This window comes from Terriglobus albidus (genome assembly GCF_025685425.1).
Classification (GTDB): Bacteria; Acidobacteriota; Terriglobia; order Terriglobales; family Acidobacteriaceae; genus Terriglobus; species Terriglobus albidus.
Window position 1 is genome coordinate 103,582 of record NZ_JAGTAS010000054.1, and the last position, 12,556, is coordinate 116,137.

The 12,556-nt window shown below is 59.8% G+C and carries 12 protein-coding genes; 7 read left to right on the forward strand and 5 right to left on the reverse strand.

Annotated elements, in window-relative coordinates; genetic code table 11:
• Positions 1-84 precede the first annotated feature (84 nt).
• The gene (locus OHL21_RS13445; protein ID WP_263417794.1) at positions 85-582 is read right to left on the reverse strand and encodes a hypothetical protein; all 498 of its coding nucleotides are present in this window, start codon (positions 580-582) and stop codon (positions 85-87) included.
• A 123-nt stretch (positions 583-705) separates the two neighbouring features.
• Between OHL21_RS13445 and OHL21_RS13450 the strand changes: the two genes are divergently transcribed.
• Positions 706-1,539 (forward strand): DUF4159 domain-containing protein, encoded by an 834-nt coding sequence (locus OHL21_RS13450; RefSeq protein WP_263417795.1) that lies wholly within the window; start codon positions 706-708, stop codon positions 1,537-1,539.
• Positions 1,540-1,548: 9 nt separating this feature from the next.
• Here the strand turns inward: OHL21_RS13450 and OHL21_RS13455 are convergent, their stop codons facing one another.
• The 3 genes from OHL21_RS13455 to OHL21_RS13465 all read right to left on the reverse strand — a co-directional run bounded on the left by OHL21_RS13455 (position 1,549) and on the right by OHL21_RS13465 (position 4,028).
• Positions 1,549-2,055, reverse strand: a complete 507-nt coding sequence (locus OHL21_RS13455; RefSeq protein WP_263417796.1) for a GNAT family N-acetyltransferase — start codon at positions 2,053-2,055, stop codon at positions 1,549-1,551.
• 106 nt (positions 2,056-2,161) lie between these two features.
• The gene (locus OHL21_RS13460; protein WP_263417797.1) at positions 2,162-2,797 is read right to left on the reverse strand and encodes a Vgb family protein; all 636 of its coding nucleotides are present in this window, start codon (positions 2,795-2,797) and stop codon (positions 2,162-2,164) included.
• Positions 2,798-2,807: 10 nt separating this feature from the next.
• Positions 2,808-4,028 carry a helix-turn-helix domain-containing protein gene (locus tag OHL21_RS13465; RefSeq protein ID WP_263417798.1) on the reverse strand — a complete coding sequence of 407 codons (1,221 nt, stop codon included), beginning with the start codon at positions 4,026-4,028 and terminating at the stop codon, positions 2,808-2,810.
• 102 nt (positions 4,029-4,130) lie between these two features.
• Between OHL21_RS13465 and OHL21_RS13470 the strand changes: the two genes are divergently transcribed.
• Positions 4,131-4,898, forward strand: coding sequence for a DUF899 domain-containing protein (locus OHL21_RS13470; protein WP_263417799.1), 768 nt, complete (start codon positions 4,131-4,133; stop codon positions 4,896-4,898).
• Positions 4,899-5,100: 202 nt separating this feature from the next.
• The gene (locus tag OHL21_RS13475) at positions 5,101-5,352 is read left to right on the forward strand and encodes a hypothetical protein (RefSeq protein ID WP_263417800.1); all 252 of its coding nucleotides are present in this window, start codon (positions 5,101-5,103) and stop codon (positions 5,350-5,352) included.
• 1 nt (position 5,353) lies between these two features.
• On the opposite strand, the gene OHL21_RS13480 is transcribed toward OHL21_RS13475, so the two are convergent.
• Complete coding sequence (locus tag OHL21_RS13480; protein ID WP_263417801.1) at positions 5,354-5,812, reverse strand: cupin domain-containing protein; 459 nt, start codon at positions 5,810-5,812, stop codon at positions 5,354-5,356.
• Positions 5,813-6,497: 685 nt separating this feature from the next.
• Here OHL21_RS13480 and OHL21_RS13485 point away from each other — a divergent pair.
• From OHL21_RS13485 to OHL21_RS13500, 4 genes are all read left to right on the forward strand, one after another.
• Complete coding sequence (locus OHL21_RS13485; RefSeq protein WP_263417802.1) at positions 6,498-7,613, forward strand: homocysteine S-methyltransferase family protein; 1,116 nt, start codon at positions 6,498-6,500, stop codon at positions 7,611-7,613.
• Positions 7,610-10,330: a methionine synthase gene (metH, locus tag OHL21_RS13490; protein WP_263417803.1), complete on the forward strand. Its 2,721-nt coding sequence runs from the start codon at positions 7,610-7,612 to the stop codon at positions 10,328-10,330. The genes OHL21_RS13485 and metH overlap by 4 nt, the downstream gene beginning before the upstream one ends.
• Before the next feature lie 386 nt (positions 10,331-10,716).
• Entirely contained in the window at positions 10,717-11,538 is an 822-nt protein-coding gene (locus OHL21_RS13495; protein ID WP_263417804.1) for an alpha/beta fold hydrolase, read from the forward strand.
• Positions 11,539-11,583: 45 nt separating this feature from the next.
• On the forward strand, positions 11,584-12,552 hold the full coding sequence (locus OHL21_RS13500) for a LysR substrate-binding domain-containing protein (protein ID WP_263417805.1): 969 nt from the start codon (positions 11,584-11,586) through the stop codon (positions 12,550-12,552).
• Positions 12,553-12,556: the final 4 nt, after the last annotated feature.

A 12,556-nucleotide genomic window follows, 5' to 3' on the forward strand; every position in this document is an offset into this window, starting at 1 on the left:
TTCAAAATCGATGGCTTCCTTATCCGCCCTAGCGTTGCGAGCGCTCACCCCGACGGCGGGGCACCCGATAAGGAAAGAATCGCCCTAACGATGAGCTTCGAAGAGCCAATGTAGCAACCACCCGAAGGGCGAATAGGGATTGTGTTCGCCGAAGTGGAATTCTCCGAGCGTCTCTTTTTCTCCAGGCCTCTCAAGCAACAGGAAGTGCGCGGAGTTCGCACCGGTGAGCCAGGAGCCGCGTGTGCGGAACTCCCGTTTTCCAGCATGGGTGCCGCGTCTTCTGCGAAACCCGGCTGCGAGCAGTGCCCTCTCCGCATCGAGAAGCGATCCTGGAAAGGTGAAGGTCCCAGCAGCGGTCTGACCGGCCTCAGTCTTCGAGTGGGTGATACGAAAGCAGAAATTGCCAAAACAATCCTGCCCATCATGCGTCACCGGCGGATGCCCGTTGCTCACCGTGACCGGGTGCAACCCACCATCGAGCTCGGCGTACAAACCACCCGGCAGGACGCGTAGACACGCTGCGAGGCTATGTCCTGCCGAGAGAATCTCTTGTGTGAAACGTGGCTTAGCCCGACGCGGCATGATCTCTCCTGAGGATGACATATCCTCCAGAGCTGCACTTTCCCCCCGGCCTGCGTCCAAGTAGACATAGGGTACGCCATCCAAGATGAGGGGCGTGCTATCTTCTGGCCAACGGGAGCTGGTATGCAGTTGCGGCGTATAACCCACGCGGGAATCGCACTGGTGCTGCTCGGCGTCGGGTATGCCCAGCGCGGTTTTCAGCATAACTTTCATGAGTATCCCTCTGTGGAGTATGGCCGGAATGTTCCTCTTCCCTCCGATTGGCAGAAACCGGGGGAGTGGACCTTCGCCCGCTTGATGTTTCCCGGAGGCCCACTTGACGGCTATCGCGGCCGCTTCGATGGGCCATGGCAGGAAGGGCTCTCCCTCTGGACGCAGGACTATCCCAAAGCCGATCGCGACTTTGCTGCCAGTCTCCGTCGCCTGACACGCGTCGATGCACGCAGTGTGGAACAGCCCGTAAATCTGGAAAACGGCGATGAGGTCTATGACTATCCCTGGGTCTATGCCGTGCAGGTCGGCGAGTGGGGACTTACTGAGAAACAAGGCGCCAAGCTGCGCGATTATCTGCTGCGCGGCGGCTTCTTCATGGCCGATGACTGTCACGGATCAGAAGAAGAAGCGTACTTCACCAGAACCATGAAGATGGTCTTTCCTGAACGCGACCTCGTCGATATTCCTGATAACGATCCCGCCTTTCACGTGCTCTTCGATCTGAACGACCGCATCCAGGTACCAGGAGCGGAGCACCTGAATACGGGCTACAAAAAAGATGGCCGTGTGGCGCACTGGAAGGGCATCTACGACGATAAAGGCAGGCTGATGGTGGCGTTCAGCCTCAACTCCGATATTGGCGACTCGTGGGAGTATTACGATTCGCCGTGGTATCCGCTGAAGTATTCTGAGATGGGCATCAAGCTCGGTGTGAACTACGTCATTTATGGGATGACGCACTAAAAATCTGCATCACATCCTGACGATCTTCTCGTAACAGAAAAATCGTAGTCCATGGCGAAAGCCGAGACCGATCTCGCCGGCGAAGGTGTAGCCGAGCTTTGGGAACAGCTTCTGCGTTGCGGCATTCTGCGAGTTGGTATCGACACGCAGGCGAGGGATTGCTCGCTCTCTGGCAATCGCTTCGGCCTGCTGCATCAGAGCCGTCGCGACTCCGCTGCCGCGAAACGCGGGATCGACCGCTAAACGATGCACCACAATTGCCGGATCTCCAATATCCCAGCCCACGTGAGCGTACTCGGGTTCCTGATCCATGGTGATAGCGGCAACACCGGCGATCTGTCCATCGATCTCGGCAATCCACAACTGGCTTAGCTGTATGTCGTTCCCGAAGACAGTGAGATTGGGATACTGATCGTCCCACTGAAGGTTCCCGCTCGCGCGCATCATGGGAACCACGCGGCGGACGAGTTGCATGATGTTGTCGAGGTCGTCGTTGGTGGCCAGTCGGAGGTGCATGGGACTGATTATCTCGTCTTCCAGGAGGCCGTGGACCTGGGGGTTCGAGCGAAGCGCGAACATCCCACCCATCGCTTTGCGATGGATGGGGCATCCAGTGTATGGGTTACTTCTTCTTCCTTCTTACGGCGCGGATGACGCCGCTGCGGCCGCCGCCGCAGAAGAACTGGTCACTGCCGTTCGACTCAAGGCCGGAGACGCCTGTGCCCTGCGGCATCTCGATCTGTTCCAGCACCTCTCCGGTCTTGGGATCGACGTGACGCAGCTCGCTCTCGTCGCCCTCCCAGGTGCCGTGCCACAGCTCTCCATCGACCCAGGTCACTCCGGTGACGAAGCGGTTGGATTCGATGACGCGAAGCACCTTGCCGGTCTCGGGATCGACCTGGTGGATCTTGCGGCTGCGGTATTGTCCTACCCAGAGCGAGCCCTCGGCCCAAGCCATGCCGGAGTCTCCACCAGCACCCGGAGCAGGTATGGTCGCGAGCACTTTCCCGGTGGTGGGGTCGATCTTGTGGATGCGGTCTTCGGCGATCTGGAAGAGATACTTGCCGTCGAAGGCGGTTCCGGCGTGTCCGGCGACGTCGAGGGTGCGCACCGTCTCTCCGCTGGATGGATCGATCGCATTGATGCTGCCGCCGGCGGCGAACCAGATGTTGCTGCCGTCGAAGGTCACTCCGTGGACTTGATCGACGCCCGGGAATGGGCCGTACTCCCGGACGATCTCTGCTTTGGTTCGGTTCATGGTTTGAATCCTAGTCACCAGGGATAGAAGTTGGGAGTAACAACGTCGTCGTGAATCCCGGCAAAGGCGGCGTCATCCAGCGGCGGGCGCGTCCATGTCCAAACCACTGTGTCTTGCCCGATGCCGCAAGTGAATCGAGCGCGCGCTGCACGGTGCGTTGGCTGGTTCCCATGGCCAGAGCCAGCGCGGAGCTGGACCACGATTCTCCGTCCGCCAGAAAGGCTAACACCGCGGCATGTTCTTCTTCGACCGGTCTGGCGAGCACGATAATTTCGCGCCTGGGTGAGGCCGTAAGGGCGAAGCCTTGCTTGGTCGCATGAATGCCGGCGATGGGACTAAGCATGCGGCGCAGCCTGCCGATCTCCACCCTCAGGCGGGCACGGTGCGACTCGTCGACGAACCTGGCTCCGAAGGCACGGGCCAGCAGCACATCGCGTGAGACATCGCCGGGCCACGCCTCTCCCAGAGCTTGCGCAAGCGCGAAGAGCACCGGCCGGCTGGTCAACGGGATGATGGTGCTGCCGCTGCGTACGGCGTAACGACAGGCGTCCACGACTACGGCCTTTGAAGCGAAGAGAGCCTCCACCTCTTCCAGCAGCAGCGGGCGCTCTTCGCCGCCGGAAATGCGGCGGGCGGCGGGTGTCTTCAGCGTGCTCCAGGCGTTTTCCACCTCGGCGAGCAGCATGGGATTGCGTGCCTCGCGAGCGGCCTTCTCCGCACGGGCGAGTGCGGTGCGAGCGGGCCTGGTCTGCAGGCGGCGGACTGCGATACCTGCGGCGGCCAGCTGGTGCACAGTTCGCAGGGCGGGCGGAAGAAGTTCAGGGTTGAGCGTGGAGAGCAGCTCCTCGGCGTTGTCGAGATGGCCGATCAGCAGCAGCCGGCGGACCTCGAGATAGCGCGCGTGGGCGGCGTTCAGGTGATCGCCGTGCGATTCCAGCACAGCCCGGGCGGCATCGAGCGTTTTTGCAGACCAGCCCAGGTCGCGTGAGGCCAGGGCGATCTCGGTCTCGGCGACAAGACAGCGGGCACGGGCAACAGCCTCCCTGGGACCGAAGGCGCGGGCAGCGTTGCGCAGCAACATCTTTGCCCGGGAGAGGTCACCGAGCTGAGCCATGGCGATACCCCGAAGGGCGAGGGCCGGCGGGTCGTCGCGGAGAGAGATGCGTTTCAGCGCCCCGAGCGGGTCACCGGCGGCGAGGGCACGCGCTGCGGCTGTGATCAATGAGTCCATCGGAATCCCGCCACAGTTGTCACTCCCACCCCGCGTTTGCCCTGCGCTAAATCTATCTCATCCTCGGTGCCGGATAGGCGCGCCGACGAGAGGGAGAAACCAATGCCGACATTAACGAAGCACAAGATAGGAACGCGGGAAGAGTGGCTGACGGAGCGGATCGCACTGCTGGAGGCCGAGAAGGCACTGACACAACGCAGCGATGAGCTGGCGCAGATGCGGCAAGAGCTGCCGTGGGTGCGCGTCGATAAGGAGTACCGGTTCGATACCGACGGCGGCACCGTCTCGCTGCCCGAGCTCTTTCAGGGGCGGTCGCAGCTCATGGTCTATCACTTCATGTTTGGGCCGAACTACGAAGCGGGCTGCCCCTCCTGCTCGATGATCGCGGACGGCTTCAATGGCTTCGTGCCGCACCTGGCGAACCACGATGTGACGTTGTGCGCCGTATCGCTGGCTCCCCTGGCGAAGCTGAATGCCTACAAGCAGCGGATGGGATGGAGCTTCCCGTGGGCCTCGTCGCACGACAGCAGCTTCAATCACGACTTCAACGTCTCCATCACGGAAGAGCAGCAGAGGCAGGGCGGCTTTGAATACAACTATCGCCGCAGCCGCCAGACGATGGATACGCTGCCGCCTCCGGTGGTGCAGTTCGCGACGATGTGCGGCACGGATGGACCGACGTATATCCGCGAGCGTCCGGGGATGAGCACCTTTGTGATGGAGGACGGTGTTGTGTATCACACCTACTCCACCTATGCCCGCGGTCTGGATGGTTTGTGGGGAGCGTATCAGTGGCTCGATCGCGCTCCGAAGGGACGGAATGAGAGTGGGATCTGGTGGAAGCGCCGGGATGAGTATGGGCGGGCTTGAGAAACCCAAACACTGGGTGCCCCATCCATTGCGTAGCAATGGGTGGGTTTCAGCCACAGACTTGAAATGAAAACCGGATCGAGCTTTCGCTTGATATCCCATATCTCGGCGTAGCCGAGATATGGGGCACTCTGAGTGGTGCGTATTGGATGTGAGGTAAAAGATGAATTGCTTACGGAGAAACGATCGGGCTTGCTGTCGTGTGGTCTCACAACCCGGCATGTTGCGGCGGTGGTGGAAGAACGCGGGCGCATCCGCCGGTTCCGGGGTGCTGCTGCTCCTGTTGCCGAAGTGTCCGTTCTGCATCGCCGCGTATCTTGCCGTATGGATGGGAGGCGGCGCGGCCATGTCGATTGCCACACAGGCGCGTCCGGTGCTGGAGCTGCTGTTTGCTGCTTCGCTGATCCTGCTGGCTGTACGCTTCTGGCGGCAGCCTCCCGGAGTAGTCTCCTGATCTACTTCTTGTCTTTATTCGGCGACCAATTGATGACGTGGTACTGAGCCGGAACCTTGCCGACGTTGCGGAACTGGTGCAGGCTGTTTGAGGCGTTGAAGATGATGTCGCCTTTGGTCACCTTGATCCATTTGCCGTCAGAGAGCGTCTCGCACTCGCCGCTGTCCATGATGATGAGCTCTTCGTTCACGTGACGATGTGCGGGGTGTGACGTCTGGCCCGGGTTCAGCGTGGTAATGTGCATCTCCAGTTGATCGACGGTCGCTGTCGGCTGCTTAACCACGGAGCGAACCTCGCCAGTGGCGTTCTTCGTTACCGGTAACTGGTCGAACTTGAAGACCGTGGGGCCGAGGATAGTGGTCTTATCGACCCCAACAGCCTCCGGATTGTTCTGCGCCAGGGCAGAGACTGCGGTCAGCAGAATTGCCGCCGCGATGCTGCGAATTTCAAGCTTCATCATGATGCTCCTTTTTGTGCCAGACCATCGTAGACCAGGAGGAAGATCGGTTGCGCTAAGGAGCGACACATATTTGGTGGTTCGATTCGACCCAGACACCTTTGTATCGGTGCGTGACGAATACCATATATTTCGTTCCCGATGACAGGTCATAAAACTCGCCTAGATCGATCTCGTCCATCGCGACTTTGTGAGGAGGGACAAACAGGGAGCCGCCGCCATGAATAACATACGCTCCACCCGGTGACCATCCCTTCGGGTAGATCCGGTGATCGGCCTCATCTGTAATCACGAGATAGGCCCCGAACGCCCCATACCGTAGACTCGGCCAGAAAAGAACTTCGTCCGTGTTATTGGAAATTGTGGTCCGTAGCCCTAAGGTCTGATGAACAGATGCCATATGCCTTCTGGTGCACTGTAAATCGATCGCTACCGGGGCCTGTTGCGCCTGGGTCCATGCGGACGTACTTAGCAGAACCGCCAGCATTCCATGCCAGACCCTCATCGTTTTGGCCCTCCGACCTTTCAGAGGTAAGACGAGGTGCATCGCAAAAGGCATCGGCATTTCTTCACCGAGGCCAGGTTTCAATCTACGGGCTTCCCTACCCCCGCTTGCCATGAATGAGATAATGAAGAGTGGCTCACAGATGCCGTTGCGTGGGTCAGGATATGGGGGCATTCGGAAGCTATGAGCAATCCACAGCATCCACTTCAGAAGATTCTGGAAAATCGGATCGCCATCATCGATGGAGCGATGGGTACCACAATTCGCACCTACGGGATGAAAGAAGCCGATATCCGTGGAGAGCGCTTCAAGAATGCCACCAAAGATCTGCTGAACAACGGCGACCTGTTCTCACTGACACAGCCGAAGATGATCGGCGACATTCACCGCCGCTTCCTCGAAGCCGGTGCGGACATCATTGAGACCAATACCTTTGGGGCCACCAGCATCGCGCAGAGCGAGTTCTTTGTTGATGATCCGCGTGAGCACGGCGGCCGCAAAGACCCGGAGTTCTATCAGAAGATTATCGACGATGCTTCGCTCAGCGCGCTTGCCTGGGAGATCAATGAGCAGTCGGCGCGGCAGTGCCGCGAGTGGGCCGACCGCGTCGGCAATGACACCGGCCGGCAGCGCTTTGTCGCCGGAGCCATCGGACCGCTGACCGTCTCGCTATCGAACTCGCCGGATGCGGACGATCCCGGCTTCCGTGTTGTGACCTTCGACCAGGTGAAGAAGGCTTACTCGGAAGAGGTGCGCGCCCTGATTGCCGGCGGAGTCGATCTGCTGCTGGTGGAGACCATCTTCGACTCACTGAATGCCAAGGCGGCACTGGTCGCCATTCAGGAGGTCTTTGAAGAGGACGGCAAGAAGCTGCCCATCATGATCTCGGCGGCGGTTGGCCGCGGCGGCGAGACGATGATCTCCGCGCAGACGGTTGAGGCCTTCTGGAATGCCGTGAAGCATGTGAAGCCGCTCTCGGTGGGCCTGAACTGCTCGCTTGGCCCAGACCTGATGTATCCGTTCCTGGAAGAGCTTTCCAGTAAGGCCGATGTCGCTATCTCGGCGTATCCGAATGCCGGTCTGCCGAATCCGCTTTCGCCCACGGGCTTCGATCTGGAGCCCGCCGATATGGGCCGTTATCTTGGCGACTTCGCTAAGGGTGGACTGATCAACATCGCCGGCGGATGCTGCGGCAATACGCCGGAGCACATCGCCGCCATCGCCAAGGCCCTGGCACACCAGGAACCCCGTAGGCTGGAACACCATCAGGAGCCGGAGGCTGTGGGAGCCCGGGGATGAGTATCGACACGACAGAATTTAGACCTCTTCGCCTCTCAGGATCGCAGCCCTTCACCCAACAGCCCGGCATTTTCATCATGATCGGCGAGCGCACCAACGTCGCCGGCTCGCCGAAGTTTGCCAAGCTGATCAAAGAGGGCAAGTACGAAGAGGCCGTCGGCGTCGCCCGCCAGCAGGTGGAGAACGGCGCCAATGTCATCGACATCTGCATGGACGAGGGCATGATCGACGGCGTCGCCGCCATGTCGCGCTTTCTGCAGTTGCTGGCCAGTGAACCCGAAGTTGCGAAGGTTCCGTTCATGGTGGACTCCTCCAAGTGGGAGGTCATCGTTGCCGGCCTGAAGTGCATGCAGGGCAAGGGCATCGTGAACTCCATCTCGCTGAAAGAGGGGGAGGAGAAGTTCCGCAAGAACGCCGCAACCGTGCTGCGCTATGGCGCAGCTGTCGTCGTGATGGCCTTTGATGAGCGGGGGCAGGCCGCTACCTACGAAGACAAGATCCGCATCTGCGAGCGTGCGTACCGCATCCTGGTAAACGAGGTCGGCTTCGCTCCTGAAGACATCATCTTCGATCCCAACATCCTGACGGTTGCCACCGGCATGGAGGAGCACAACAACTACGCGGTCGACTTCATCAACGCGACCCGCTGGATCAAGCAGAACCTGCCGCATGCCAAGGTAAGCGGCGGTGTCTCCAACATCTCATTCAGCTTCCGCGGCAACAACAAGGTCCGCGAGGCGATGCATGCTGCCTTCCTCTACCACGCCATTGCTGCCGGCATGGATATGGGCATCGTCAACGCCGGCATGCTTGAGGTGTACGAAGAGATTGAGCCGGAGCTGAAGGAGCTGGTTGAAGACGTCCTGCTGAATCGCAGGCCCGATGCCACGGAGCGGCTGGTGGAGTTCGGAGAGCAGTTGAAGGCCTCATCCACAGCTGAAGGCACGACGACCGAGAAGAAGACTGAAGAGTGGCGCAACGGCAGTGTCGAAGACCGGCTGGCGCATGCTCTGGTGAAAGGCATCGACACCTATATTGCTGTCGATACGGAAGAGGCACGTGCGAAGCTGGGCAGACCGCTGCTGGTGATTGAAGGTCCGCTGATGGCGGGCATGGGCATCGTTGGCGATCTGTTCGGCGCGGGCAAGATGTTTCTGCCGCAGGTGGTGAAGTCGGCTCGCGTGATGAAGAAGGCTGTCGCCTATCTGACGCCCTTCATGGAAGCCGAGAAGGAGGCGATGGCCGCTGCCGGCATTGAGGTAAAGACGCAGGGCAAGATTGTGCTGGCCACCGTCAAGGGCGACGTGCACGACATTGGCAAGAACATCGTCGGTGTGGTGCTGGCCTGCAACAACTACGAGGTTATCGATATGGGCGTGATGGTGCCCGCCGAAAAGATCCTCGAACGCGCCAAGGCCGAGAACGCTGACATCGTCGGCCTGAGCGGCCTGATTACTCCGTCGCTCGATGAGATGGTGCATGTCGCCCGCGAGATGGAGCGGCAGAACTTCCGGATTCCGCTGCTGATCGGCGGTGCAACCACCAGCCGTGCGCATACGGCGATCAAGATCGCTCCACACTACAGCGAGCCGGTAGTACATGTTCTGGACGCAAGCCGTGCTGTGCCGGTCACTACGAGCCTGTTGAGCGAAGAGAGCCGGCAGAGCTTCATCGACCAGCACCGCGCCGAGTATGAGGGCGTACGTAAGGCTCACGCTGCTCCGAAGCTGAAGGCTGTTCCGATTGATGAGGCGCGCGCGCGGCGTACACCGATCGAGTGGCGCGCGGAGGATATCTCGAAGCCGTCGTTTACCGGTGTTCGTGTGCTGGATAACTTCCCGCTGGAAACGCTGCGTGAGTTTATCGACTGGTCGCCGTTCTTCCATGCCTGGGGGTTGAAGGGGATCTATCCTCGCATTCTGGATGATGAAAAACAAGGAGCTCAAGCCCGGCAAATCTTCACCGAAGGCAATGCCCTGCTGGACAAGATCATTGAGGGTAAGCTGATTACGGCACGGGCGGTGTATGGCTTCTGGCCTGCCAACGCTGTCGGAGACGATGTTGAGCTGTATACCGATGAGACGCGCTCTACAGCTCTGGATCGCTTCCACTTCCTGCGCCAGCAGGTGAACCGCGAAGGCAAGGAGCCGTGCCGCTGCCTGTCAGACTTTGTTGCTCCGAAGGAAACGGAACTGCAGGACCACGTCGGCGCCTTTGCTGTCACCAGCGGCATTGGCCTGCGCGAGCTCTGCGACCGCTTCCGCGCAGAGCATGACGACTACAGCGCCATCATGGCGGAGGCTCTGGCCGATCGCTTGGCCGAGGCCTTTGCCGAGTGCCTGCACAAGCGTGTGCGTGCGGAGTGGGGTTATGGCTGCGAAGAGAATCTCACCAATGAAGAGCTGATCCAGGAAGAGTATCGCGGTATCCGTCCGGCTCCGGGATATCCCGCAAGTCCTGACCATACGGAGAAAGGCACGATCTGGAAGCTGCTGGATGTACAGGCGAAGACGGGCATCATGATCACGGAGTCGTACGCGATGTGGCCGGGTTCGAGCATCAGCGGCATTTATTTCGGGCATCCGGAGTCGCGGTATTTCAGTGTCGGTAAGATCGATCGCGATCAGACGCAGGATTACAGCCAGCGTAAGGGATGGACGCTGAGTGAAGTCGAGCGGTGGTTGGGGCCGAATCTGAACTACGATCCTGAGGGTTAGTGAGCTACACGAATTGGTGCCCCATCGATTGCGTAGCGATGGGTGGGATGTTCGAGCCGAGCTCGAATATGTTTTGACATTGGGGAAGTGAGAGAAGCAGATTTCTCCGCTACTCCTCACCCCAGGCAGCAAGCTGGCTGGAGACCCCGACGAAATGACAAACAAAAAAGACGGTTCGAGCTTCGCTCGAATCTCCCGCATCCCGGCATCGCCGAGATATGGGGCACCCGGTGTATGGGTATCAATCAGCCACACGAAAGTGTGGCTTCTTTTATGCCTCTCCGTGGGTGTACATGCGTCTGTTACCAGCGTTGAATGAAATCCGACCACGTACGTCCCTGAACAGTCAAACACCTCCAACCCGCTAACCAGAAATGGAGACGACCATGAAGACCATCACCGTGAAAGACGGCACCACAATCTACTTCAAAGACTGGGGCTCAGGACAACCGGTTGTGTTTTCGCACGGCTGGCCGTTGAACGCAGATGCGTGGGATGCGCAGATGCTCTTCCTCGGCGAGCGCGGATATCGCGTCATTGCGCATGACCGCCGCAGCCATGGACGGTCAGACCAGACGTGGGACGGCAACGAGATGGATACGTATGCCGACGATCTGGCGGCGCTGTTCGACGCGCTCGATCTGAAGAACGCCGTGCTTGTGGGCCACTCCACCGGCGGCGGTGAGGTGGCACGCTATTTGGGACGCCACGGCACCAGCCGCGTTGCTAAGGCGGTACTGATCGGCGCTGTTCCTCCGGTAATGCTGAAGAGCGAGAAGAATCCAGGCGGGCTGCCGGTCGATGCCTTCGATGCAATCCGCAACGGAGTGGTGAACGACCGCTCGCAGTACTACATGGATCTGACGCTTCCCTTCTATGGCTACAACCGTCCTGGTGCCGCAGTCTCAGAAGGTGTGCGCAAGAACTTCTGGTATCAGGGCATGCAGGGCGGCATCAAGGGGCAGTACGACTGCATCAAGGCCTTCTCTGAGACGGACTTTACCGAAGACCTGAAGAAGATCGACATTCCCACCCTGGTGATGCACGGCGATGATGACCAGATCGTTCCTTACCTTGACGCCGGTGTGCTGACAGCGAAGCTGGTGAAGAACAGCCAGTTGAAGATCTACCCGGGATACCCGCACGGCATGGCGCAGATTCATACCGACCAGATCAATGCGGATTTGCTGACGTTTATCCAGAGCTGAAGAGAAATTGAATCATGGAATGAATTGAATGATTGAAGATGGCCCATGTTCCTGGAGCATGGGCCATTTCTACGCGCCTTCGGCTACACTACGCGCACGATGGCTACACGGCTTACACTCGATCTCGACACGCTGCGCACCCTCACCATTGCAAACGACCTTGGCAGTCTGGCGCTGGCGGCAGAACGTCTGGGGCGCACGCCCTCGGCAGTAAGTCTGCAGATGAAGCGGCTGCAGGAGGAGCTGGGAGCTCCCGTCTTTCGGAAACGTGGCCGCGGTCTTGCCCTGACCGAAGAGGGAGTGGTGGCGCTCGCTTATGCACGCCGCATGCTGTCGCTCAACGACGAACTGCTGGATACGATGCAGGGCGCCAACATTGCCGGACACATTCGCATCGGCTGCACACAGGACTTTGTCGCGGCGCTGCCTTCCGCGCTGTCACACTTTGCCCTGCTGTATCCGCGTATGCAGGTCGAACTGCGCATCGAAGGCAACGCAGCGCTGGCCGATGCGGTAGAGGCAGCGCAGCTCGACCTTGCCGTGGTGATCGGACATGAGGCACGCGCGGCCGCCGAGGCCATCGGACAGCTTGAGATCGTCTGGATTGCTGCTTCCAACTTTGTGCCTCCCCAGCATCATCCTCTGCCGCTGGCTGCGCTTGGGCCACAGTGCGCCTTCCGCCGCCGCGCCATCGAACATCTGGAGACGGCCACAACGCCATATCGCGTCGCCGCCAGTAGTCCCAGCCTTGAAGGCCTGTGGGCTGCGCTGCTTGCAGGTCTCGGCATTACGGCGCGCACTGGGCTACGCCTTCCTGAGGGCCTGATCGCGGCAACGTCGCTCTTCGGCTTGCCTGCGCTCGGCGCACTGCCGGTTACGGTTCATCGCAATCCGCATTCCATGGGTGTTGCGGCCGATCGCATGAAGATCCTGCTGACGGAAGCTGTGCAGGCAGCGCTGGCCTCACAGACACAGACCGCGAAGAAGCATAAGCTGCGCTTACGTGTTGGGTGAAAAC

Coding starts and splice junctions, on each gene's coding strand:
- OHL21_RS13445 (WP_263417794.1), bottom strand. CDS start 582: ATGCCGCGTCGGGCTAAGCCACGTTTCACACAAGAGATTCTCTCGGCA.
- OHL21_RS13450 (WP_263417795.1), top strand. CDS start 706: ATGCAGTTGCGGCGTATAACCCACGCGGGAATCGCACTGGTGCTGCTC.
- OHL21_RS13455 (WP_263417796.1), bottom strand. CDS start 2,055: ATGCACCTCCGACTGGCCACCAACGACGACCTCGACAACATCATGCAA.
- OHL21_RS13460 (WP_263417797.1), bottom strand. CDS start 2,797: ATGAACCGAACCAAAGCAGAGATCGTCCGGGAGTACGGCCCATTCCCG.
- OHL21_RS13465 (WP_263417798.1), bottom strand. CDS start 4,028: ATGGACTCATTGATCACAGCCGCAGCGCGTGCCCTCGCCGCCGGTGAC.
- OHL21_RS13470 (WP_263417799.1), top strand. CDS start 4,131: ATGCCGACATTAACGAAGCACAAGATAGGAACGCGGGAAGAGTGGCTG.
- OHL21_RS13480 (WP_263417801.1), bottom strand. CDS start 5,812: ATGATGAAGCTTGAAATTCGCAGCATCGCGGCGGCAATTCTGCTGACC.
- OHL21_RS13485 (WP_263417802.1), top strand. CDS start 6,498: ATGAGCAATCCACAGCATCCACTTCAGAAGATTCTGGAAAATCGGATC.
- metH (WP_263417803.1), top strand. CDS start 7,610: ATGAGTATCGACACGACAGAATTTAGACCTCTTCGCCTCTCAGGATCG.
- OHL21_RS13495 (WP_263417804.1), top strand. CDS start 10,717: ATGAAGACCATCACCGTGAAAGACGGCACCACAATCTACTTCAAAGAC.
- OHL21_RS13500 (WP_263417805.1), top strand. CDS start 11,584: ATGTTCCTGGAGCATGGGCCATTTCTACGCGCCTTCGGCTACACTACG.